The 22,681-nt window shown below is 59.3% G+C and carries 18 protein-coding genes; 6 read left to right on the top strand and 12 right to left on the bottom strand.

Annotation, left to right across the window (positions count from 1 at the left end; translation table 11 throughout):
- Positions 1 to 63: 63 nt before the first annotated feature.
- Both FEZ21_RS00905 and FEZ21_RS00910 read left to right on the top strand, forming a co-directional pair.
- Positions 64 to 546 (top strand): prepilin peptidase, encoded by a 483-nt coding sequence (locus FEZ21_RS00905; RefSeq protein ID WP_003439276.1) that lies wholly within the window; start codon positions 64 to 66, stop codon positions 544 to 546.
- Positions 547 to 654: 108 nt separating this feature from the next.
- Complete coding sequence (locus FEZ21_RS00910; protein WP_003439273.1) at positions 655 to 1,443, top strand: response regulator transcription factor; 789 nt, start codon at positions 655 to 657, stop codon at positions 1,441 to 1,443.
- A gap of 64 nt (positions 1,444 to 1,507) precedes the next feature.
- Here FEZ21_RS00910 and FEZ21_RS00915 read toward each other — a convergent pair whose 3' ends face one another.
- The 8 genes from FEZ21_RS00915 to cpaB are packed head-to-tail and all read right to left on the bottom strand — an operon-like array spanning position 1,508 to position 8,935.
- Positions 1,508 to 1,774 carry a DUF3613 domain-containing protein gene (locus FEZ21_RS00915; RefSeq protein ID WP_003439272.1) on the bottom strand — a complete coding sequence of 89 codons (267 nt, stop codon included), beginning with the start codon at positions 1,772 to 1,774 and terminating at the stop codon, positions 1,508 to 1,510.
- 17 nt (positions 1,775 to 1,791) lie between these two features.
- Positions 1,792 to 2,484, bottom strand: a complete 693-nt coding sequence (locus FEZ21_RS00920) for a tetratricopeptide repeat protein (protein WP_127195757.1) — start codon at positions 2,482 to 2,484, stop codon at positions 1,792 to 1,794.
- 14 nt (positions 2,485 to 2,498) lie between these two features.
- Positions 2,499 to 3,383 carry a type II secretion system F family protein gene (locus FEZ21_RS00925; RefSeq protein WP_003439262.1) on the bottom strand — a complete coding sequence of 295 codons (885 nt, stop codon included), beginning with the start codon at positions 3,381 to 3,383 and terminating at the stop codon, positions 2,499 to 2,501.
- Between the two features lies 1 nt (position 3,384).
- On the bottom strand, positions 3,385 to 4,269 hold the full coding sequence (locus FEZ21_RS00930; RefSeq protein WP_127195756.1) for a type II secretion system F family protein: 885 nt from the start codon (positions 4,267 to 4,269) through the stop codon (positions 3,385 to 3,387).
- A 9-nt stretch (positions 4,270 to 4,278) separates the two neighbouring features.
- Positions 4,279 to 5,553, bottom strand: a complete 1,275-nt coding sequence (locus FEZ21_RS00935; RefSeq protein ID WP_003439258.1) for a CpaF family protein — start codon at positions 5,551 to 5,553, stop codon at positions 4,279 to 4,281.
- On the bottom strand, positions 5,550 to 6,749 hold the full coding sequence (locus FEZ21_RS00940; RefSeq protein WP_003439255.1) for a pilus assembly protein CpaE: 1,200 nt from the start codon (positions 6,747 to 6,749) through the stop codon (positions 5,550 to 5,552). The genes FEZ21_RS00935 and FEZ21_RS00940 overlap by 4 nt, the downstream gene beginning before the upstream one ends.
- Positions 6,746 to 7,972, bottom strand: coding sequence for a type II and III secretion system protein family protein (locus tag FEZ21_RS00945; RefSeq protein WP_003439253.1), 1,227 nt, complete (start codon positions 7,970 to 7,972; stop codon positions 6,746 to 6,748). The genes FEZ21_RS00940 and FEZ21_RS00945 overlap by 4 nt, the downstream gene beginning before the upstream one ends.
- 27 nt (positions 7,973 to 7,999) lie before the next feature.
- On the bottom strand, positions 8,000 to 8,935 hold the full coding sequence (gene cpaB, locus FEZ21_RS00950) for a Flp pilus assembly protein CpaB (RefSeq protein ID WP_010656224.1): 936 nt from the start codon (positions 8,933 to 8,935) through the stop codon (positions 8,000 to 8,002).
- Between the two features lie 334 nt (positions 8,936 to 9,269).
- Here cpaB and FEZ21_RS00955 point away from each other — a divergent pair, with 334 nt between their 5' ends.
- Both FEZ21_RS00955 and FEZ21_RS00960 read left to right on the top strand, forming a co-directional pair.
- Positions 9,270 to 9,494, top strand: coding sequence for a Flp family type IVb pilin (locus FEZ21_RS00955; RefSeq protein WP_003439249.1), 225 nt, complete (start codon positions 9,270 to 9,272; stop codon positions 9,492 to 9,494).
- A 5-nt stretch (positions 9,495 to 9,499) separates the two neighbouring features.
- Positions 9,500 to 9,889, top strand: a complete 390-nt coding sequence (locus FEZ21_RS00960) for a response regulator (protein WP_191985160.1) — start codon at positions 9,500 to 9,502, stop codon at positions 9,887 to 9,889.
- Between the two features lie 497 nt (positions 9,890 to 10,386).
- Here the strand turns inward: FEZ21_RS00960 and pbpC are convergent, their stop codons facing one another.
- The gene (pbpC, locus tag FEZ21_RS00965) at positions 10,387 to 12,702 is read right to left on the bottom strand and encodes a peptidoglycan glycosyltransferase PbpC (RefSeq protein WP_373683711.1); all 2,316 of its coding nucleotides are present in this window, start codon (positions 12,700 to 12,702) and stop codon (positions 10,387 to 10,389) included.
- Positions 12,703 to 12,815: 113 nt separating this feature from the next.
- Between pbpC and FEZ21_RS00970 the strand changes: the two genes are divergently transcribed.
- Entirely contained in the window at positions 12,816 to 13,109 is a 294-nt protein-coding gene (locus tag FEZ21_RS00970; RefSeq protein ID WP_003439243.1) for a hypothetical protein, read from the top strand.
- A 128-nt stretch (positions 13,110 to 13,237) separates the two neighbouring features.
- Here the strand turns inward: FEZ21_RS00970 and FEZ21_RS00975 are convergent, their stop codons facing one another.
- A complete protein-coding gene (locus tag FEZ21_RS00975; RefSeq protein WP_160626266.1) occupies positions 13,238 to 18,121 on the bottom strand; it encodes an alpha-2-macroglobulin in 4,884 nt (1,627 codons plus the stop codon).
- 288 nt (positions 18,122 to 18,409) lie between these two features.
- Here FEZ21_RS00975 and FEZ21_RS00980 point away from each other — a divergent pair, with 288 nt between their 5' ends.
- Positions 18,410 to 19,756, top strand: coding sequence for an MATE family efflux transporter (locus tag FEZ21_RS00980; RefSeq protein WP_010656227.1), 1,347 nt, complete (start codon positions 18,410 to 18,412; stop codon positions 19,754 to 19,756).
- 6 nt (positions 19,757 to 19,762) lie between these two features.
- On the opposite strand, the gene FEZ21_RS00985 is transcribed toward FEZ21_RS00980, so the two are convergent.
- Together FEZ21_RS00985 and speA are read right to left on the bottom strand one after the other, a co-directional pair.
- The gene (locus FEZ21_RS00985; protein WP_127195752.1) at positions 19,763 to 20,629 is read right to left on the bottom strand and encodes an alpha/beta hydrolase; all 867 of its coding nucleotides are present in this window, start codon (positions 20,627 to 20,629) and stop codon (positions 19,763 to 19,765) included.
- A gap of 88 nt (positions 20,630 to 20,717) precedes the next feature.
- A complete protein-coding gene (speA, locus tag FEZ21_RS00990) occupies positions 20,718 to 22,634 on the bottom strand; it encodes an arginine decarboxylase (RefSeq protein WP_003439236.1) in 1,917 nt (638 codons plus the stop codon).
- Between the last annotated feature and the right edge of the window lie 47 nt (positions 22,635 to 22,681).

A 22,681-nucleotide genomic window follows, 5' to 3' on the forward strand; every position in this document is an offset into this window, starting at 1 on the left:
TCCACCCTGTCAATCTAAAGTAATATCATCATAGAATCATTGGTAAAAAGGGATGTTAATTACGTGATCCATTTATCCGTTGTGTTTGTTTGGTTCTTCGCCTGCGCCACCCAAGACCTTATCCAGCGCCAGATTGCCAATATCCTGACCTTTGGGGGTGCGGCGCTGGCGTTGTTGTATCTGCTCTGGACGGGTAGCACCTGGCTTGGCGCCAGCGCCGGTGAAGGCGGCTGGGCGCTATTGATCGCTTTGTTACTGACACTTCCCGGCTATGCCCTGAACAAGCTGGGCGCCGGTGATGTAAAGCTGCTGATTGCCCTGGCACTGGCAACCGACCGTCTGACAATTTTAGGTACCGTGATCGGCGCCAGTTTATGTACTGCCCTGTGGTGGCTGGTAGCGTCAAAAATTCTGCCTGTTGTGAATCAACGATTTAAGTCAGACGCCAATAACGACAAAACCGCACTGTCAAAAAAACTTCCGTACGCACCCTTCTTGTTAGGTGGTTTCACCCTGACAGTGATGTTACTGCCATCGTCAGTTTGAGGGATTAACACCTTGTACATAGTCGTAAAGTAGGTCTACGTTTAAACCAGACACCTCAAGCGGGTGCCCAAGATGTCGATGCAAGATGTCCATGATTGGTTTACCAGGATGGAGAACCGTGTGAAAACACCAACGTTCAAAATAAAAATACTCGTCGTCGATGATGAACCATTAATTGTCGAAGAGCTATGCGAGTTCCTGGAAAGCAGCGGCTATGGTTGCGTACCTTGCCAATCCAGTCGTGATGCCATAAGTGCTTTCACCGCCGACTCGAATATCAACCTGGTGCTGTGCGACTTGCACATGCCCGACATGGATGGAATCGAACTCACTCAACACTTGCAAAAAGTTGCCGGAAAACAGCGCGCCTTTGAAAGCATTTTATTGACTGGTCGTTCAGATAAAAAAGACGTGATCAAAGCGCTGCGTATTGGCATCGCCGATTACTATCAAAAGCCCGTCGATCTAAGTGAGTTACTTGAAGGTATTCAGCGTCAGGAAGAAATTCTTCGCGAACAGCACAAGAGTTACCAGTTGGGGCATCTGAACCAGAAGTTGCAATATCTGGCCGAGTCCATCGACGACCTCTATCAAGATATGGCGGCAGCTCGCCGCCCCTCCCAAATAACGTCTCCATCTTCGGGCGACAGTTCCGGGGTTCAGATCCCCTCCATTTTCAAACAACTGTCGCCACGCCAACTGGACGTTGCCAAGCTGGTGAGCAAAGGCCAGACCAACTACCAGATCGCCTGTGATCTGGGCATTACCGAAAACACCGTAAAACTCTACGTGTCGCAAGTGCTGCGCCTGACCCACATGAACAACCGCACCCAACTGGCCCTTGCCCTGTCCCCCAACTCCTCCGGCCAACACCATCGGCAGATGGTTGACGGCTGATCAGTTATCCAGGCTATGCCCCCCTGTCCCGCACTGGATGGAACAGGGGCCTTGACCACATTGATCAATCCGACTTGCCGCTACCGCCTTCATCCTGTTTGTAATACTCAGGAATAGGGTGGGTGTAGCTGTCCAGCCAGCGTTGCAGGCTGAGCTCGCGCTCTTGCGGGGTGGCTGTCTGGGGGATCGGTGACTGGGCACGGCCACTGACCTGAAGCTGCAGCCAGTTTTCGGTGTCCTGCTGGGCTCTGGACACAGGTCCCGGCCCGATGGCAAAGGCGCCAAGCGGCAGCACGGCCAACAACACACCGACTCGAATATAAAGACTCATGGCACACCTCCAACGCATTATTTGATCGCAGCCACTTGATTGCTGGCTGTCTTGGCTTGGGTTTTCAGGGCTTGCGCCCTGGCCTGGGCATCACCCACTTGCGCAGGGGTCAATTCGGCACGGTTCGCAAGTTCTGCGGCCTGGTTCCACTGATCCTGATAAATCAGCAAGGTCACCAGGTTCAGCGCCGCCAGCGAATCCGTCTGCTTGAGCTCCAGAGCGGTCAAAAACTCAAAGCGCGCTTCGTCTAGGCGCAGTTGATTGAGATACACCACCCCCAGATCGTTACGCACCTTGTCATCGGTCGGTGCCATGCGTGCCGCACGCTCCAGATAAGTGGTCGCCAGCGCGTTATCACCCCGCCCTGCTGCCAGCTGACCCAGGCCATGCTCACCTTCGGCCGCCAGACAGGAGCCCAGCAACCCGCGATACAAAGGCTCGGCTTCACTGCGACCCAGTTGCCGGTAGATTCTGGCCTTGCGCAGTTGCACCTGGGCGTAACGCTCCGGCAGACCTTGCAGGTTGGCCAGGCTGGCGTGCAGCTTGCCCTCCTTGGCCATGTCGTCGGCCAGGCTCATCGACAGTTCCTGATCATCACTCAACTTGGCGCAACTGCTGCCGGTCAGACTCGACCACGGCGAATTACCCTGCCCCCCTGTCGCACAACCGCCCAACATCAGCAGCGCACACGCGGCAATGACAGCTTTCATACTCATACTCCTGATCAAGAGGTAAAGGCCCTTGCGATAGCCATCAAACTCGGCCCGGCCAATACAATCATCAGCGCCGGAAACAGAAACACCATCATGACCACCGACATCTTGGCCGACATTTTCGAGATGTATTCCTCCAGACTCGTCATGCGCCGGTCATCGAGCAGCTCTTTAAGCGCCTGCAACGATTTCATCGCCCCGCCGCCCTGTTGAATCAATTGCTGCAGGATCACGCAGGTGTCGTTGAATTCGTCCACATCCAGCAAGGCTGCGGTTTTGTTGAGCTCCTGGCTCAACTCCAGGCCCGAGTCCACCCTGGCCAGCATCACCCGCAACTCTGCAGTAAGTACCGGCAGCAATTGCCGCCCCTCCAGGCTCAACACCCGCAGCGCCTGCTCGACTGCCATGCCGGATTCAAACAGGATGCGCAGTAACGGAATGAAGGTTGAAACCTCCACCGCCACTTCTTGCTGCCGCTTTTTCGCCACGTAGGCCAACATTCGCTTGGGAATCAGATACCCCAGGGCAAGCGCAAACAGCAGTACAAGCATCAGATTTCCCGAACCGGGAAAGAACAATTCATGCCCCAGAAAGATCAGCCCGGCAAAGGCAACCGGAGTACCGATCTGGAACGCGGCAAACAATGACCGCTGACTGGCGGTGCGCCAGCCCACGCGGTTGAGCAGGACCTGGGTTTCGCTGTCCATCGAAACCGAGCGCTGGCCAAACTTGCTGCTACCCACTGCCCGCATCCACAGGCTTAGTTTGCCGGGACCGGTCCTGTCACCCTCCAGACGCTGCATCACCCGCTGCTGGCTCAGCCGCTCCTGGATCACATGGTTAATTACCAGCCCCAGAGCGCCGATCAATAAAATCAAACAAATCAGCAAGGCCATGTCATACGCTCCGCACCATGCGCCACAGTCCCAGGCTACCGATAGCCTGCATTGCAAAGGCGGTGAGCAGCATGTGCTGACCGCTCGGATCCTGCCACACCTTGGTCAGGTAACTGGGGTTGGTGATCATGAAATAGCCCCCCACCAACAGTGGCAACACCGCCAGAACCACTGCCGTGATGCGGGTTTCACCGGTCAGGGCCTTGAGTTTCCGGGCACCTTGTTCACGCTCGCGAATCAGCACAATCAGGTTTTCCAGCAACTCGCTGGCGCTGCCGCCGTAGCGATGGTTGACCTTCAATCCGAGGGCAAACATACGAAATTCATTGCGTTCATACAGCTCGGCAAAATCCTCCACCGCATCGGGCAGACTCACCCCCAGGTGCACGTTGCGCGCCACCCGGCTGATGGCGCTTTTAAGCGGATCATTCGACGCCTCAATCGCGTGCAGCACCGCATCGGACAAGGTGCGGCCCGCCTTCAGGCTGCGCACACAGTGATCAAGTAACTGCGGCAATTGTTCGACCATACGCCGCACCCGACGGTGGTATCGCCAGCTGACATAGAGTTTTAAAAGCAACGGCGGCAGCAGCAACAAAAGGAGGAAAAAACCCCAGCCGCCCATCAGCCCGGCCAACACTGCGACAGCGCCCCATATCGCCAACCACAACCCCAGACGTTCCGAAGGACGGCCCATACCGGCCTGCAAAAAGGCCCGGTCCAGCCATGCCACACTCAGAGGTGTTTCCAGCGGTCGCGGCTGACCCTCACCCAAGCGGTCCAGCACCCTGTTGGTTGCCGGGTCTCGCAATGCGCGGTAGACCAGCGTCAATGACATCACGAACATCAAAAAGCTGATCAGAAAAAGTATCAAGGCCGGGATCATGGGCGCGCCTCAGCCGTTTGCATTCAAAATGGGGTCACGACGCAACTTGTCACCTGCCGGGTTCAAGGCTTCGCGCATAAAGCCAAAACCGGTGCGTTTATCCAGCCGGAACAGGGTGTTGGTGACATAAACATCGTCACGTACCCCGACCACTTCCAGTACCTCACTGACGCAGCGCCGGCCATCCGGCATGCGGGTCAGTTGAATGATCACGTCCAGCGCGGCACAGATCATCTGACGCAAGGTTTTTTCCGCCACCGTACGCCCTGTGAGACCCACCAGGGTTTCCAGGCGCAGCAACGCATCTTGTGCGGTGTTGGCGTGCACAGTACTCATGGAACCGTCGTGACCGGTGTTCATCGCGGTCAGTACGTCGAGCACTTCAACACCCCGAATTTCGCCAAGGATGATGCGGTCCGGGCGCATCCGCAGGGCGTTGCGGATCAGGTCGCTGGATTTGACTTCACCGTGGCCTTCAGCATTTGGCGGCCGGGTTTCAAGACGCACCACATGGGGATGGCCGAGCTGCAACTCCGCCACGTCTTCGATGGTGACCAGACGTTCGTGGGGGTTGATCAACTGGCTCAGAATATTGAGCAGCGTGGTTTTACCGGTGCCGGTACCGCCGCTGATCAAGATGTTGCAGCGCTTGCCTACCGCTTCCTGGAAAAACTCGTAGATCGGCTGATCAATGGTCTGCATCGCCACCAGGTCGCTGCTTTTGAGCATGTCCTTGCGAAATTTCCGGATCGACAGGCAAGGACCGTCCAAAGCAATGGGCGGAATGATGGCGTTGACCCGGCTGCCGTCAGGCATGCGCGCATCGACCATCGGCGAGGACTCGTCAAGGCGCCGGCCCAGCGGCGCCAGAATGCGCTGCATCACCCGCTCGACGTGATGATCGTCGATAAAGCGCAGATCACTTTGACTGAGCAACCCCTCGCGTTCGACAAACACCCGGTGCGGTCCGTTGACCAGAATCTCGGTCACCGCCGGGTCACGCAGCAGCACTTCCAGGGGACCGAAACCGGTCAGTTCGTCGACGATTTCTTCAGCCAGGCGCTCCATCTCGTAACGGGAAATGGCCAGATGCAGGCGCAACACGTATTCCGCGACCCGCTCGGTGACAAACTGCGACAGGACCTGGCGTGAATCTTCCAGCAGGTTCTTCCCGGTCTCCTCGATGGCATCAATGATATAGCGATGCAGTACCAGCTTCAGACCGTCATGGTCCGCACGCCCGTCCTTGTACAGGCCCGAGCCGAACAACTGTTCCCCGGTCATTTCGGCCCCCACAGGCGGTTGAGCCAACTAGCGGATTTGGCCGGTGACTTGCCCGGCAGTTGCGAACGCCTGGCCAGCCGCTCACCGAGTTTTTGCAGACCCTGGCTCAGGGCTTCCCGCGGGCCCAGCTCAAACAGAGTGATGCCCTGGTTTTTCGCATTGATCCGTAATTCGGGACTCGCCGGTAATGTGGCCAGTACTGGCAAGCCAAAGCTTTTGGCCAGTGCATCGGCATCGGGAGCCACGCCACGCATATAGCGGTCGACCAGTAACCCCGCGTGTTCGAGCTTCATGCCCTTGGTGCGCCAGACACCCAGTACCTCCAGGTTACGCCGGCAATCGAGTACGTTTTGATCGGTGTAAAACAGCAACTTGTCGCAATGGCTGACAAAGGTGCGCAGTGCTTCGCTGTCAGGCTGGCCCGTCAGATTGACCACGATATGCTGGAAGTGCTGCCGCAAGGCGCTGAGCAACATATACAACTCGGCGGCGCTGGTCTGCTCCAGAGGCTCGTCGTTGTCGCTGTGCACCAGGATTCGCAAGCCTTCCGGCGTTTTGGTAAATGCACTGTCGATCAAGGTGCTGTCCAGGCGGCGTAGATGACGCAGGGCATCCCCAAAGAAAAACGAGCTCTCAAGGCTCAACTGCGTCAGGCCATCGCCACGGGGCACACCCAGATCGAGGAACAGGGTTTTTTGATCATGCTTTTGCACCACCAGCCCCAGGTGGCAGGCGAGCAATGCACCGTCGGCATTGCATTGGGCACTGAACAGTACGGTCAGCCCCCCAAGCTCCGTGTTCGGAGTGACTGGCGGCAAGCGCTTGCTCAAGCGCCGTACCAGCCCGGCCACTTCACTGGAGCGCGAACCGTAGGCAACAAAGTCCCGCGCCCCGGCACGCATGGCATTGAGCACCAGCTGGTTATCCATGCCATCGCCCAGGGCAACCACGGCCAGCATCGGCTTGGCTTCCAGCAGGCCCTCGATCAAGGCGCACTGAGACACGACTTTCTCGCGGTCCAGTCCTACAAAAACCAGGCCGGCGAAAGTGACATCAATCAATGCCAGCAACTCATCGAGACTGCTGGTGCCTGCGCCCACGACCTGGCCAAGTGGCGCCAGGGCGCCCTGCAGCCATTCAAGATCGGTATTGCTGCGCGTCAGCGCGAGAAAGGTCTGGCTCAGGCTTTGGCTCATTGTGACAACCCGCTACGGGTATTGAATTTACCGTTCTCAAGGAAATACAGGCGGTACCAGTTAGGGTCGTAGTTACGCAGCTTTTCGCCGGGCATGGCTGGCAATTGCGCATTCACGGCAAGCGGCTGGACCAGATGCGGGGTCACAATCATCAACAGTTCCTTTTCTTCACTGCTGGTGTTGGAGTCGCGGAAAAATGCACCCAGGATGGGGATATCCCCCAGCCCCGGGAATTTGTTCACCTGGGCACTGTTACGCGAACTGATCAGGCCGCTGATCACAAAGCTCTCGCCATCGGCCAGGGAAATACTGGTGTCGGTACGGCGAACGTTAAGACCCGGTACTAGCGTGCCGGCGATATTCACCGCATTGGTGTAGTCCAGCTCACTCACTTCGGGTGCGACTTTGAGCATGATGCGGTCACGTCCGACCACGGTCGGGGTCAACGTCAGGCGGATACCGAATTCCTTGTACTCAATCGACACGTTGTCGCTGCCGCTGCTCGGGACCGGGATAGGCACTTCGCCACCCGCGAGGAAGGTTGCACTCTGGCCGCTTAACGCCACCAGGCTCGGACGCGCCAGGGTGTAGGCAAAACCGCTGCCCTCCAGCGCGTTAATCATCGCCTTGACCCGGCCACCGCCGAAGCCGATGTTGAAATACTTGCCGTTAGCCACCGGGCCGCCGGTAATGATGTTTTCCGCACTGGAGATAAACGAACCGGGCGAGCCAAACAAAAAGTCTTTACCCATGCCAAAGATCTGGGTGCTGGCTTCCTGCATTTTGGTGCGATTGACTTCGACAAAGCGAATATCGGTCTGTACCTGGCTGGGCAGGGTCGGATCTGCCGAAGGCGGCAACGAAGCGCTGGTATAGCCGGTGGCGGCTTTGCCCTTGACGAACACCATGCTCTGACGCGGCGCCTTGGAGCAGGCGGTCCAGACCATCAGGCTGGTGGTTCCCGGCGCAACACCGGTGAGCAAAAAGGCGTTGCTGCCATTGGCGAGCACATCAGCCACGGCCGGGTCACCTACCGCAATACGGGTAATACTGACCGGCGAGTCCAGGGCTTGCTGGGCCCCCTGGGCCACTTCCAGTACCGAGGGTAACTGGCCGAGTGCAGCGCAATTATTTGAAGCAGCCAGTGCCATTTCAAATGGCAGGCTGCTTAAGATCAGCGTCCAGAAAGCTCGTTTGTACAGCGGAACGCAACGGTATCTCATGCTGGGCTTCCCTTGCAGATCATATTTTTATTGAGCGGGCCGTTGGGTGTTCTGACTGCCGCGAATGATTTCAATACCGCGCTCGCGCTGGGCCACGGGGTTACCTGCAACAGGTGCTCGCACCGGGCTGGCCATGGCTAACTGGTTAAACCGGTACAGGCTGCGCTTGGCGTTCTCAATATTGCTGGGCGACTCCTGCTGCCCTGCCCAGTACTTGCTCAAGCGCTTTTCCTCGGCGCTGCGTACGGCCAGACGCAAGGTACCTGCCTGAGTGGCAAGCATCAGTTGATTGATCAAGGGTTCTGGAACCGCCAGCACCGCGGTGCGCGCAGTGGCACGGCGTTGCGCTTGCTTGAGGGCTTCTTCGGCATTCAGCGGTGGACTGGCCAGTTGGCCATCGTTGGTCAGGCCCAACTCATCGCCCACGCTCAACACCCGTACGGCTGGCAGGACGATTTGCGCGGACTGTTGCGGATTGGCGGTGTCCTCACGCAAAAACAGCAGGATATCGACGTAATCACCCGGGGTTAACTGCCCTCCCGCGCCGGTCACTTCATCAATGGCCACGGCCAGTGCACGCTCATCAGGGCGAATCATGCGAGCCAGGGGCCCGCCCACTTCAAAACTCTGCTTGCTCAACCAGGTGCCCGCAGCAAGCGCTCGCCACGGGGTAAGGCCCACAGCCTGATCGATAGACGTCAGGCTGCCAACGGGTGCAGTCTGAAGTTTTTCCAGGGTCAGATCTTCGGCCGTCAAGGCCACATGGGGGGGAACATCACGGGCTAATACCACCACTGGCTGGCGGGTTGTATCCTCAACTGCGGCAACCTTCTGCTCGACCAGCTGGGTCACCGGCACTTCGGCAACCGGCTGCTGACGGGTCAATACCAGCCCCCAATAACCGGCCGCGATGGCACCGATAAACAAAATGGCCGCCAATACCAGACTGCGTCGATTGTTCATTAATAAACTCCCTTTACAACTGCACACCGCAGGTCAAAAATAAATCATTCGCAATCAGGCAGCCGAACCCAATAACGCTGTTTGAACCATTTCGCTATTTGAACGTAGCGCAGGCAAAGCAAAATGCCATTACCGGCTTTAAAAATCTCTATTTAATTGCGAATAGTTTGATTTACCACACATTTTCAGCGTTCTCATTTGGATTAATACTTTATGATTAGTGCTTTTTTACAGTTGCTTGAAAGTTATTTATTGCCAATGCTGTACTGGCAGATGGAAATCACGCAACTTTGAAGTTAAGCGGTGCCCGACCGGTGCACTAAGGAGATATCAGATGTTTTTAAATACTGTTCTGAAAGTGTACGTGCCGACCCAACTTTTCGTGGCGCGCCAGGTCAAATTATTTGCACAACGCACCGAGGGCGCTTCAGGTATTGAATACGCACTTATCGCGGGCATGGTCGCCGTGGCAATCATCACCTTCGTCACGCCTATCAAAACGGCAGTGACATCGATCTTCCAGGCTATCTCTACTGAACTGACTTCTGTCGCCGGCTAAAGAGTGTGAGTATTTCTTCTTCCCGCCAACAGCTTCTCCTAGTGGATGACGAAGAAGATGCACTGCTGGAGTTGACCGAACTGCTAGAGGGCGAGGGCTTTTGTTGCTATACCGCAACATCAGTCAAACTCGCCCTTTTGCAGTTGACCCGACATCCGGACATTGCGCTGGTCATCACCGACCTGCGCATGCCGGAAGAGAGCGGTATTGAACTGATCAAACGTCTGCGTGAACACACTTCGCGCCAGCACTTACCGGTGATTGTCATTTCCGGACATGCCGACATGGACGACGTAAGCGACCTGTTACGTTTGCAGGTACTGGATCTGTTCCGTAAACCCATCTACCACGTGCGCCTGCTCGACACCCTCGACAACCTCTTCCCGAAGCTCTAGCCGGCTGCGGCCAGCTGTGGCTCCTTGCCCAAGAATCTGTGGTTGTCTGATTGGCCACGGTTTGTGTATGTCACTCATACTCTTTGCAGCACAGACAATGCAGCTCACTCTAGTGAACTGCATTGCCCACTGGTCAGCGGGCATTTAATGTCCATGCACCTGGAACGCCTGGATTCGAAAGCGCTCTGCTCTGATGTCAGAGATACATTTCATTGGTCCAGACATCACAACCCCACAGGATTTCATGAACAATCTGTCACTTGGTATTAACGCCTTATATAACAACCTCCACAAAACTAAAAACAGGCATGAAAACAAACAAGATATATAAAATAAAAAGCCCCGCGAACAGGGCTTCTCACTAAAGTTATTACACTATTTAATATACTTTAGCTTCTTCCAGGCATTCTCCCGAATCTTGTAACCTCGGGCGTTTTGCATAAACAGCCCCGCCGCCCCTCGTATTTCCCCCATAGCCGCAGCCCTTGTTGCTCGCATCACTGCACCACGCTGAACTCAACGCGCGCGGTTTGTCCGCTTTGGTCAAGCACGCTCAGCTCATAACGGCCCACGTGTTCAAGTGTGGTGTTGAGCGCAGCCTGATGCTCGCTGTCCCCCAAGGGTGCGCCATTGAGGAACCACCAGCGCCGACCGTCGCCACCCAGGGCAGAAACGCTGAGCCGCAGCGCAGCCTGACTTGCTGCTGGACGTCGCAGCCGGTCGCCATCGCGAACCCCTGCAATCGACAGCTCTGTTACCGAGCTCAAGGGCGGCGGCGGGCATTGCGTCGAGGCCATCGGCAGCCGTGCTTCACGCCGCTCAATGCGGGGCAACCAAGGCTCAAGCGGTGCTGGCCAGAGCGCCACTTCACGCATCTGCGCGGTGCTGCATTGCGGGCCGACCCGCAAGCCCCGGGCATCGACCCAGATTTTCTCCCGCAACCCCACGCCCAACGGCTGATCGGCGGCAAGCAACGTCGGCGGCGTGGTGTGATCCAGGGTCCAGGCAAAGCGCTGACGCCGGCAATCGGGGTCCCTTTTGCTCAATGGCTGGCCCAGCGGCCAGCAAATAGCGGCCACTGCGACTGTATCCGGCACCGGCTCCACGGGGGTAACAATGCCGCGCTGGCTGTCGCGATTGCTCAGCACATCGTGGACTTGCAACATCAACGGCGCCGCCGACGCCAGGCCAAACTGTCCGGGCACCGGCGTGCCATCCGGGCGCCCGACCCATACCCCGATCAAGTAACGCGGCCCGACCCCAATGGCCAGCGCATCACGAAAGCCATAGCTGGTGCCTGTCTTCCAGGCCAGCGACGGACGCTGTACCAGTTCGGCATGGGGGTCGCGATCCGGTCGCGCTTGCCCGCTGAGAATGCGCCGGATGATCCACGCCGAACCGGGGGACAGCATGCGCCGCTCGCGCAGTTCATCCTGGGGCTGCAACCGCAGTCGGGCGCTTTTGCCGCCACGGGCCAGTGCGCTATAGCCGCTCACCAGGTCCTCCAGGCGGCTCCCGGCGCCGCCCAGAATCAGCGCCAGACTGGGCTCGGCCAACGCCGGCAGGCTCAGCGGCACGCCGCCGTTGCGCATGTCTGCGGCAAAGCGTTTGGGCCCATAGGCCTCAAGTAACTGCACCGCCGGCAGGTTCAGCGACAGGGCTAACGCCGAGCTGGCCGATACCGGGCCACTGAACCCCATGGAAAAGTTGCCCGGCCGGTAATCGCCATAACGCCGGGGTACATCCTGCAACAGAGACTCGGAGTGAATCAGCCCGGCGTCCATCGCCATGCCGTACAGGAACGGCTTGAGCGTGGAGCCTGGCGAGCGCATGGCGCTGATCATGTCGACATGGCCAAAGCGTCGCGCATCGTTGATATCGACCGAGCCCAGATAGGCCCGCACGGCCATGTTGCCGGTTTCGACAACCACAATGGCGGCCGAGGTGTGCTCGGGCAAACGGGCGCGCCAGCCCAGGAGCAAGTCTTCAAGGCGACGCTGCAAACTGGCGTCAATGGTGGTACGAATCAGCGGCGGGCTATGGGGCCGGTTTAGCCGTCGCGCCAGCAGCGGGGCCAGACTCGGTTCCAGCCGCGGGGCCAACAACAGAGGTTCTTCAAGCGCCTCGTTGACCGCCGACTGTGGCCACACCTGATACTCGGCCAGACGCCGCAGTACCTTGTCCCGCGCCACTTGCGCCCGCCCCGGGTGACGGTCGGGGCGCAGCCGGCTGGGCGCCTGGGGCAGCACCGCCAGCAGCGCCGCCTCGGAGCGCGTGAGCTGCTGCGGCGATTTGCCAAGGTAAGCCCAACTGGCCGCGGCCACCCCTTGCAGCGTGCCGCCGAAGGGCGCGCGGTTGAGGTACAGATTGAGGATCTGATCCTTGGACAGATGCCATTCCAGCTGTGCCGTGCGCCACAACTGCCGAGACTTGCCAAGCAAGGTGCGCTCATGGGGATCGAGCAGGCGTGCCACTTGCATCGACAGCGTGCTGCCGCCCGACAACACCCGGCCACCGCTGAGGTTCTGCCAGACGGCGCGGCCCAGGGCCAGCGGATTGACCCCTGGATGCTGATAAAACCAGCGGTCTTCGTAGGTCAGCAACGCCTCGAGGTAATACGCCGACACCTCCCCCGTCTGCACCGGGTAACGCCACACCCCATCGGCGTCGGCAAAACGCCACAGGGGCGTGCCGTCTTCGGCCAGCACCACACGGGCCAGGCCATCTTCAGGCAAGGGCAACGGCCAGATCCGGTCTGCCAGCCACAGCAACGCGCACACCAGCACCACACTGGCGATGCTCCAGCCCAGTATTTTTCCAGTTCTAGAACCCACTAACATTCACTCGCTACGCAACTTTGCATCATGACTGGTTGCCCAATGGGTATCTCTGGCACAGTTGCCATCTTATTGATCGGGACATACCCATGCACGTCGAAAGCTTTGTTGGAAACCTGGGCCTGTGGCTAGGTACTTTTGTCCGTTTTATCGTAGAGAGCCTGAACGGCCTGTTCACTGCCATCACCCAGGCTGGCAGTAACTTCATCGACGGCATGGCCCGCGCGCTGGGCATGGACACATCGATCGTGAGCATTGCCGTGCTGGTGATCGGCCTGCTGTTTTTGTACAGCGCCGTACGCGCGTTCATGCGTGCCTCGATCATTGCCGGGGTGATCTGGTTACTGCTGGGGTTGTGGGTGCTGAGCTGGATTATCAGCTAAGTACCCAACCCTTGCAGGAGCAGCCGGTCGACGCTCGATGGCCTCGCGATCTTTTGATCTTGAAAAGCTCGCGAGGCAATCGAGCGTCGACCGGCTGCTCCTACAGGTCAGGTCAGGTCAGGTCAGGGTCAGCGGCCCTTGATCACCATCTCCCCCGGGGTCTCGCCCACGGCTTGCCAGTTGGGGCGATACATCGACTCCACTTGCGGCGGCGGTACCCGGTAGGTCCCCGGGGTCACGGCGCGGGCCAGGTACAACAGGTGCGTGGTGCCGGAACCTTCCAGCTTCAGCGCAGCCACGTAGCGATCATCCCGATACTCCTGATGTTGCACATTGGCGTTCTGCATCGACTCGCGCCATTGCTTGACCTGGGTACTGGCATTTTCAAGACTCGCGGCACTTTGCCCAAGGTTCTGGTTTTCCAGCTCCAGACCCGCAGGCAGCAAATCCACCACCAGCGCGTCAGGTACCTGCTGCCTGGCCGTCACCGCCAGATGCACCAGCACCAGATCGCCACTTGCCAGGCTGTCGATATTCAACGGCTCGCCATTCATGCCCAGGTAGTCGCGACGAATGCTCATGTTCTCGCCACCCGCCAGCGGCGCCTGCTGTGGATAACCGGAAATCGTCAGCTGTTGATAAACCGCTTCGCTACCTTCATTGCGCAGGGTCAGCGGCGTGTCCAGCAACGCCCCGTCCAGCTTGAGCCCCGGCTGGCTGTTGTTCAGCTCTCGAGTCTGGCTACCGCTGGCCAGCGTGGCCGTCCAGCTGGCTTCAGGTTTGCCCAGCAAATTACGTCCCGCCAGGAACAGGGAATTACTCTCCTGAGTCGACAACCATTGGCTGGCCGCCAGTTGATCTGACAAATCAAACAAGCGCTGTTCACGCTGGCCGCCGAGCAGATTGTTCTCTTCCAGCAGCGCCAGTATCAGCGCCTGATCACGCAGCGGACTGCCATAATCCCCCAGCCACTGATCGCCCTTACGGGTGGCCGCCAGACCGGCCACCAACGCCTGATCGGCCCGCGGCTGATCGCCCATCTTCTGCAGGGCAATGGACAGTTGCACCAGCGGCAACCCGGATCGGGCATCGCTGCGCCGCTCAAAGATGCCGCGTAACGCCCCCAATGGCGCCTGTTGGCTGCGGGCCAGTACCAGCGCGGCATAGGCTTGCACCGCAAAGCGGGTGTGATCGAGGTTGTCGCTGTAATCCGCCTCGATCAGGTTGCGCTCCTGCACGTAACGCAGCAGGCGCTCGCTGGCTTTTTTCAAGGCTTCAGCCGGCACCGCGTAGCCTTGGTCCCGGGCACGCAGCAGGAAGTCGGTGACGTAAGCGCTCAGCCAGTACTCTTCTTCACCGTCAGCCCCCCACAAACCAAAGCTGCCGTTAAAACGCTGCATCCCCAGCAGGCGCTCGATACCGAGTTCGATCTTGCGCTTGCGATCGGCATCCGGTTCGCCTTCAAGGCCCAGCCGCTTGAGCAACGCCGCATCCGCATACAGCGCCGGGTACAGGCCGCTGGTGGTTTGCTCCGAGCAGCCATACGGGTACGCCTTGAGTGCGCGGATTTGCTCACCCAGGTTCAGCGGCGGCCGGCTCGACAAACTCAGCAAGGCTTCACGCCCCGCCGGTTCAAAGGCTTGCAGCGCATCTTCCGGCAGGCTCCAGGGCTGATCCTTGAGTACCGCGCGGTAATGCTTGAGCATCGCCGGGTACGCCGGGCGAATACCCAGGGTCCATTCGCGGGTGAACGGCGCCAGTGTTTCCCCTGGCAGTTCGAGGCCATTGACCGTGACCTTGACCGCTCCGGTGCCGAAACCGCCCAGGGCCTTGACCGGGATCTGCAAGGTGCTGCGCTGGCCGGGGCTCAAGGTGACAGGTTGCGCGGCAGTGCCCGACAGGCTCAATTGGCCCCGGGTCTCGAGTTTGACCTCAAGTATCTGCGGCTTGTCGGTGAGGTTGGACAGGTCCAGCGCTAACCGGGTCTCATCCCCCGGGGCCAGAAAGCGTGGCGCCGCCAGCTCTGCCACCAGGGGTGCGGCGACCACGGTTTTACCTTCGGCCATGCCGTAGCTGTCATCGCTCCAGACTTGCGCCATCAGGCGCAGCTCGCCGTTAAAGTCGGGAATATTGACGCTGACTTCACCTTCACCCTGCTCATTCAGGGTCACAGGTACGCTTTGCAGCGCCACGATGTTCACGCTGGTGGCTGGCCGCTTGCCGCCTTTGGCCAGCGCCGCATCACCGCCGAACGCCAGGCTGGCCAGACGGCCCTGCCCGGCTTCGATCAACTGCCCGTAAATATCCAGCTGATCCGCGCCGTAGGCCTTGCGCCCGAACAGGCTGGTGTAGGGATCAGGGGTCGGGTAGCCGGTGATATTCAGCACCCCCACGTCCACCGCTGCCAGCAGTACATGGGCCTGTTCGGGAATGCTGCCATCGGCGTTTCTGGCGGTAAATTTCACGCTCAACGGCTGCTTGGGACGCATTTTTTCGGGCGCATCAAGGGTCAGCGCCAACTTGCGCGCCGTGCGGTCGAGCGGCAGATGCAGCACGCCCACGGCCCGCTTGGGAGTGATATTGGTCTTGCGCTCGCCCGGGCGGATAACCAGCGCGCTCACGTACAGATCGTGACGGGCCCACTTCGGATCGAGTTTGATATCGAAGGTTTTGCCTTCGGCCGGCACCTCGATTTCTTCCCACCACAGCGGGCCATCACTGCCTTCAAGCAGTAGGTAACCCTTACCGGCTGCGGGCGGCGTAACCGTTACCCTCGCGGTGTCACCATCGGCATAGGCGGCCTTGTCCAGCGCCAGCTTGACCTGATCGGGGCGCACGGCGCCGCCTTCGGCATTGTCCTGGGCGCGATAGCCGGCCCAGAAACGCAAGCTGCTGATCAGCCCGGTTTGCGGGTCTTCAACTTCAACCCGGTATGGGCCCCACTCCACCGGGAAACTGACCTTAGCCGTTTCTCCGGCTTTAACGCTGACGGTTTCCTCGTTGAGATTGAGAAATTTCTCGTTGTAGTGATAGCTCCAGCCGTCGTTGTCCGAGTAGTTCCAGTAGTAATCGCGGCGCTCACGCACCAGCCTTACCTTGAGGTTTTCAGCGGCCAGTTTGTGCCCTTCGCTGTCAGCCACCAGTAACTCGAACTCCGCCGGGCCATCGCCATCGGTTTCAGTGCCGGCAAACAGACCGCGCACCCCCGGCAAGCGCTCGGCGGGCCACACGGGTTGCACCAGACGCCGGGTAATCGGGCGCCCGCCCGACTCCTGCAAACTGGCTTGCACTATCAATTGCAGCGGCGATTTGGCATCGCTCCACTGGCTTTCCAGGCTGATGGTTTCCTGGCCTTCAGCGTTCAGCACGCTTTCGTCCAGCTCCAGATCCTGGGTCAGTTCCGGCTCTGTCACTGAGCCGAACTGATAACCCGGCAAGGCACTGACCGCATCACGCAATGGACGCACATAAACCTGGCCGCTAAGGCGATTACCTGACGCCGGGGCGCCGTACAAATAACGACCGCTGACTTGAATTTCTGCGGTCTGATCAGGGCGCAGCGGTGCGTCACTGCCCTTGAGTTCCAGCGCCAGGCGCTCGGGCAGGAAGTCTTCAACCTGAAAGTCATACCACAGCGGCTGGCCGTCCCCCAGATCAAAGATCAGTAGCCAGCGCCCGGTCGGCGCCTCCTCGGCCAGTTGCAACGGGTACTGATATAAACCGGAAGCATCGGGCGACCAGACAAACTTGCGGCTGACCTCATTACCCGGACGACGCACCTCAACACTCACCGGCTGCGGCTTGACCGGTCTGCCGTCGCGGTCGCGCAACAAGGCATTGAGCAGCACGGTTTCGCCGGGGCGATACAGATCACGCGGGCCAAACACAAAAAATTGCAGCGGGTGAGCCTGCGGACCGCCAATGTCGAATTCGGCCAGATCCAGCGCCGCGCTGTTCAAACGCAGCAAACTGGTCTGGTCGCCCTGACGCGCCACCAGCACTTCAGCGTCGGACGGCAACGCCAGTTCCGCGTGCCCTTGTTTATCTGTCTTGCCCTGGGCCAGCATCTTGCCCTTGCGGTCGAGCAACTCCAGCTCCACATTGGCCAGTGCACTGCCACCTTCCAGCGCCTGGGTGAACACATCCAGACGCTTCTGATAACGATGTACGGAAAGGCCGATATCGCTGAGGGTGAACAACGTTGCAGGTGTCGAATAGTTGTAACTGCCGGACGCCTTCATCACCGCCAGGTAAACCCCCGGCTGCTGCAAAGGCTTGACCCCGGAAATCGGCAGGATCAACGTCTCACGGGTATTGCGTGCCGGGTTCAGGTCAAAGCGAGCGCTGTAAACCAGATCGGCCATGCTCAGCAGATCCTTGGCGTCGTAGCTTTGCAGGCTGCTGTTGCCGCCCCAGCGGCTAAGAAAGTTCGGTAACGATTCGGGTTTGACCCGGAAGAATTCGACATCCACCTTGTCGACGTTCAACGCGATCACCGGCAAGCCTTCAGCCAGGCGGGTGGGTAACAGGTTGCCACGGCTGGCGAAGCCGACAGTGGGCTGCAAGTCACGGGTTTCCAGGCGGCTGACGTACTCGGCGGCGAGCCTGGTGTCGTTGACACCGCGCAGGCCGGGATCGACGGTAAGGATCAACTTGCGCTGCGGCTCCAGGTGCCGCAAACGCAGTTCCATCAGGTTGTCCGACAGCTCCCAGGCGCCATCGACCTTGCCGGATTTAGCGTCAACCAGATGCAATTTTTCGGCGAAGTTCTGCTCCGGGTCCAGAGGCACCGAAAAACTCACGGACAAGGTGCTGGCGCCGTCCAGTTGTACTTCGGAAACATCCACCACACTCAACTCGCGTCCGGCATAGCGCTCGGCCAGTACCTTGACGTCCGGTTTGGCCGCCTGGACGCTGACAGCCGGTGGCGCCCCGGGCTTGTCGGTTGACGATGAATCACAGGCGCTCAGCAGTGCCAGCGCACAAGCCAGGAACAGTCCTTTGTTAAGCATGGTGTACTCGTTGACTAGGCATTGAAGGGAATGACTATATATCAGCGCGCCATGAACAACTTACGCACCGGTCAGATTGACCGGTAAACGGGCGATTGGTTGCGCTGCCCCATGAGCAACACAAAAACGCTGGGAGCTGGCTCGCCAGCGATGCAGGCGCCCCGGTTTGCCGGGTGTTGATGCCATCGCCGGCAAGCCGGCTCCCACGGTGGAACTGCCCTGAACTGAAACCCGGCTACCACACAAATTCTGCGGCCCCGCTACAATGCACTCCCCCAAGGAGCCTGCATGTCTTCCCTATTAGCTGACTGGCGTGACCGTCCTACCCATCGCCGGGTGTGGGCGCTAGCAGCACCGATGATTTTGTCGAACATCTCGGTGCCGCTGGTGGCGCTGGTCGACAGCACTGTAATCGGCCATTTGCCCCACGCCCATCAACTGGGTGCCGTGGCCGTAGGCGCCAGCCTGTATATCTTTCTGGCCTGGATGATGGGCTTTTTGCGCATGGGCACCACCGGCTTCGCCGCGCAGGCCGCCGGGCGTGACGATGGCACCGCGCTGCGGCAAATCCTGGTGCAAGGCTTGCTGCTCAGTGTGCTGTTGTCGATGCTGCTGGGGGCGATAGCTGTCCCCTTCAGCGGCCTGGCCTTGAGCGTGATGCAACCGTCCGCCGAGTTGCATGCCCTGACCCTGGATTTCTTCCATACCCGCCTGTTTGGCCTGCCCGCAGCTTTGGCAAGCTATGCGCTGGTGGGCTGGTTTCTGGGCACGCAAAACGCACGGGCGCCGCTGGCCATTCTGCTGACCACCAACCTGGTCAACATAGCCCTTAACCTGTGGTTTGTCCTCGGTCTGGACTGGGGCGTAGTCGGGTCGGCCCGGGCCTCGGTGATTGCCGAGTGGAGCGGCGCGCTACTCGGCCTGTGGCTGACCCGCGGCGCCCTGGGCAAATTCCCGGGCACGGTCATGTGGGCCGCCTTGCGGGTATGGCACAACTGGAAGCCGCTGCTGGGGGTCAACCGCGACATTTTCATTCGCAGCCTGATGCTGCAACTGGTGTTTTTTTCCATCACCTTGCAGGGCGCCCGGCTGGGGGATGCCACCGTGGCGGCCAATGCGCTGTTGCTCAATGGCTTGCTGCTGGCCGCCCATGCGCTGGATGGCCTGGCCCATGCCGTGGAGGCACTGTGCGGGCATGCCATCGGCGCCCGTGATCGCCTCGCGCTGCGCCGTTCGATGGTGGTTGCATGCGGCTGGTCATTGATGGCCAGTACCGCGTTTGCGCTGCTGTTCCTGTTTGGCGGGCATCTGTTTGTCGAGATGCAAACCGACATTGCCAGCGTGCGGGAAACCGCCTTCCAGTACTTGCCGTATCTGGCGTTGTTGCCGCTGATTGCGGTGTGGAGCTACTTGCTCGACGGGCTGTTTATCGGTGCCACCCGCGCCCGGGAAATGCGCAATGCGATGCTGATCAGCGTCGTTATCGCCTTCCCCGCAGCCTGGGCGCTGCACGGTTATGGCAACCATGGCCTGTGGATAAGTTTTCTGCTGTTTATGGTGCTGCGCAGCCTGACCCTGGGGGTGTATGCGTGGAAGATGCAGCGCAAGGATGAGTGGTTTACTCCAAGAGCGTGATCCGGATCAGTGATCACTGACGAACTCGCCAATGTTATCCAGCACCGGGGCCAACCAACGTAACGGACGTGAAAGCGCCGCCACCAGGGTTACGTGGCTGGTGCGCGTGAAATAGAGTTCCTGGACCGGCACCCCGGCGCCCCGCAACGCAGTCGCCAGCCCCCCGGTATTGCGCGTCGGGTTGACCAGCGTGTCCGTCCTGGCGGCCATCAACAAGGTCGGCGGCGCCTGGCGGCTCACGTGCCGCACAGGCTGCGACTCGGGTGGGGAGTCCGGGTAGAAAAATACTGGCCGCACCGCTTCGTCCTTGATCGGCAAAAAGTCATAGGGCCCGGCCAGGCCAATCCAACCGCGCAAACTGGCAGGACTCATGCCTACAGCCCGTAACCATTGCGGATCAAGGGCAAGCATTGCTGCGTTGTACGCCCCGGCGCTGTGGCCCATCAAAAACAGACGCTGCGGGTTGCCGCCATATTGTGCGATGTGTTGATAAGTCCAGCCTGTGGCCTGGGCGCTATCTTGCAGAAACTGCGGATAACGCACCTGTGGATAAAGTCGGTAATCGGCGATAACCGTGGTTATCCCCCGCGAAGCCAATGCTTCACCGACAAACAGGTAATCGCTGCGCGAGCCGCTGTTCCAGCTGCCGCCATAGAAAAAAATCACCACGGGGGCTCCAGGGGCAGGCTGCCTGGGGCGATAGATATCGAGGGCCTGCCGCGGGTCTGCGCCGTAGGCAATATCACGGGTCATGTCGAAGCTGGAGGTCGGGGTCAGGCCGTTGATGATGCGTACCGGCGAGCAGGCGCTGAGCACCCAGCCCATCAGCCCGGCGCAAGCCAGTCCCGCTGCCCCCTTGAAGCTGATCGACATGGGGTACGACCTCCAGGCAAAAAAAACGCTAACCTGCACACATGGCACAGATCAGCGTAGTTCAGTCACCAGAGACCTGGTCGGGCTATCAGTGGCTCGACAGGTACGACGAACGGGTCAGGCCAAGACGCAGTGCATCGAGGTACTGGGTACGCTCTTTGGCACTGATGTTGGCGCTGGCCACTTTGTCGCGGTAGTGGTTCATCAACTCTTCCGGCGACAAGTGCACGTAGCGCAGCATGTCCTCGATAGTGTCGTGGGTCTCGATCCCGGCGTGGTACACGCTGCCGTCGTCGTTCTGGTAGATGTTCACCGAGTCGGTATCACCGAACAGGTTGTGCATGTCACCCAGGATTTCCTGGTAAGCGCCCACCAGGAAGATACCCAGCAAGTAATCCTCGCCTTCATTCAGCCCGTGAACCGGCAGGCTGGTTTCGATGCTCTGCTCGTCCACGTACTGCTTGATCTTGCCGTCGGAGTCGCAGGTCAGGTCTTGCAGTACGGCGCGGCGCAGCGGCTCTTCATCAAGACGGTGCAACGGCAGAATCGGCAGTACCTGGCCAATCGCCCAGGTGTCCGGCAGGCTCTGGAAAACCGAGAAGTTGCAGATGTACTTGTCGGCCAGCTTGTCGTTGAGTTCGTCGAGCACCTGGCGATGGGAACGCTGACGCGCTTTCAACGAGTTGTGCAAACGACGGCACACGGCGAAGTAGCACTGCTCGGCCAGGGCTTTTTCAGCCAGGGTGATTTTGCCGTCGGCGTACTGGGCAGCGATGTCGCTCATGTAGTGCGTGGCGCGCCAGTAGGTTTCGGTGACCATTTCAATATCGGTCGGGCCCAGCAGGTCCACCAGCCATTGCACGGTCTCGGGCAGGATGTCCTTGTTCTCGATTACCGGTACGTCGTCGTTGTGCTTCTCGACGTCGGTCACCTGCACCACCAGCATGGCGTGGTGCGCGGTCAGGGAACGGCCGCTTTCCGAGAAAATGTTCGGGTGCGGCAGGTTTTGCGCATCGCAGAACTCTTTGAGCATGCCTACGACAACGCCGGCATAGTCGTCCATGTCGTAGTTGATCGAGCTGGCGTTGCGCGAGTGCGTGCCGTCGTAATCCACCCCCAGACCGCCGCCCACGTCGATGTGGTCAACCGGCAGGCCGAGGTTGCGCAGCTCGCCGTAGTAGCGGATCGCTTCCTTGAAACCATGCTGGTAGTCCGCCAGGTTGGCGATCTGCGAGCCCATATGGAAGTGCAACAGACGGATGCCCTGATCCAGACCGGCCACCCGGAAGCGCTCAACCACCGACAGCAACTGCGCGGCAGACAAACCGAACTTGGATTTCTCACCGCCGGTGTCAGCCCACTTGCTCGATGCCAGGGACGACAGGCGCACGCGCAGGCCAACCTGTGGCTTGACCTTGAGCGAGGCCGCTTCTTCGATCACCAGGTCTACTTCGGATTCTTTCTCGATCACGATAAACACGTTGTGACCGAGCTTCTGCCCCATAAGCGCCAGACGAATGAACTCGCGGTCCTTGTAACCGTTGCAAACGATGGTGCCACCCTTGGGGGCCAGCGCCAGCACGGCCAGCAGCTCAGGCTTGGAACCTGCTTCAAGGCCGATCGACACGTCTTTGGTGGCGATGATGTTTTCGATCACGGCTTCTTGCTGGTTAACCTTGATCGGGTACAGCGCGGTGTACTTGCTCTGGTATTCCAGACGCTCGATGTTGGCATCGAAAGCGCCGGTCAGCTGACGTACACGGTCTTGCAAAATATCGGGAAAACGCACCAGCAATGGCAAGGACAAGCCACTTTTGCGCAGTTCGTCGACTTGCTCGTACAGATCGATGGGCGAGCTGTTCGGGCCGTTCGGACGTACTTCTACGCGACCGGCTTCATTGATCGCGAAATACCCGGCCCCCCAATGGCGAATCCCGTAAACACTGCGGCTGTCCGCAACTGTCCATTGGCTGCCATCGTCTTTGCGTGTGCGTCGTACGGACATCGAAGTCCCCTATAAAGAAGTCAAATAGCCCAACCTGAAGGCAGGCT

It is taken from the genome of Pseudomonas sp. 9.1(2019) (genome assembly GCF_009910445.1).
Classification (GTDB): Bacteria; Pseudomonadota; Gammaproteobacteria; order Pseudomonadales; family Pseudomonadaceae; genus Aquipseudomonas; species Aquipseudomonas paraversuta.

Excerpts from the sequence above, each read along its gene's own strand:
- FEZ21_RS00970 (WP_003439243.1), top strand. The coding sequence starts at position 12,816 with ATGCACGTCGAAAGCTTTGTTGGAAACCTGGGCCTGTGGCTAGGTACT.
- FEZ21_RS00955 (WP_003439249.1), top strand. The coding sequence starts at position 9,270 with ATGTTTTTAAATACTGTTCTGAAAGTGTACGTGCCGACCCAACTTTTC.
- FEZ21_RS00915 (WP_003439272.1), bottom strand. The coding sequence starts at position 1,774 with ATGAGTCTTTATATTCGAGTCGGTGTGTTGTTGGCCGTGCTGCCGCTT.
- FEZ21_RS00920 (WP_127195757.1), bottom strand. The coding sequence starts at position 2,484 with ATGAAAGCTGTCATTGCCGCGTGTGCGCTGCTGATGTTGGGCGGTTGT.
- FEZ21_RS00975 (WP_160626266.1), bottom strand. The coding sequence starts at position 18,121 with ATGCTTAACAAAGGACTGTTCCTGGCTTGTGCGCTGGCACTGCTGAGC.
- FEZ21_RS00930 (WP_127195756.1), bottom strand. The coding sequence starts at position 4,269 with ATGATCCCGGCCTTGATACTTTTTCTGATCAGCTTTTTGATGTTCGTG.
- FEZ21_RS00935 (WP_003439258.1), bottom strand. The coding sequence starts at position 5,553 with ATGACCGGGGAACAGTTGTTCGGCTCGGGCCTGTACAAGGACGGGCGT.
- FEZ21_RS00985 (WP_127195752.1), bottom strand. The coding sequence starts at position 20,629 with ATGTCGATCAGCTTCAAGGGGGCAGCGGGACTGGCTTGCGCCGGGCTG.
- FEZ21_RS00945 (WP_003439253.1), bottom strand. The coding sequence starts at position 7,972 with ATGAGATACCGTTGCGTTCCGCTGTACAAACGAGCTTTCTGGACGCTG.
- FEZ21_RS00980 (WP_010656227.1), top strand. The coding sequence starts at position 18,410 with ATGTCTTCCCTATTAGCTGACTGGCGTGACCGTCCTACCCATCGCCGG.
- speA (WP_003439236.1), bottom strand. The coding sequence starts at position 22,634 with ATGTCCGTACGACGCACACGCAAAGACGATGGCAGCCAATGGACAGTT.
- cpaB (WP_010656224.1), bottom strand. The coding sequence starts at position 8,935 with ATGAACAATCGACGCAGTCTGGTATTGGCGGCCATTTTGTTTATCGGT.
- FEZ21_RS00940 (WP_003439255.1), bottom strand. The coding sequence starts at position 6,749 with ATGAGCCAAAGCCTGAGCCAGACCTTTCTCGCGCTGACGCGCAGCAAT.
- FEZ21_RS00925 (WP_003439262.1), bottom strand. The coding sequence starts at position 3,383 with ATGGCCTTGCTGATTTGTTTGATTTTATTGATCGGCGCTCTGGGGCTG.
- FEZ21_RS00910 (WP_003439273.1), top strand. The coding sequence starts at position 655 with ATGGAGAACCGTGTGAAAACACCAACGTTCAAAATAAAAATACTCGTC.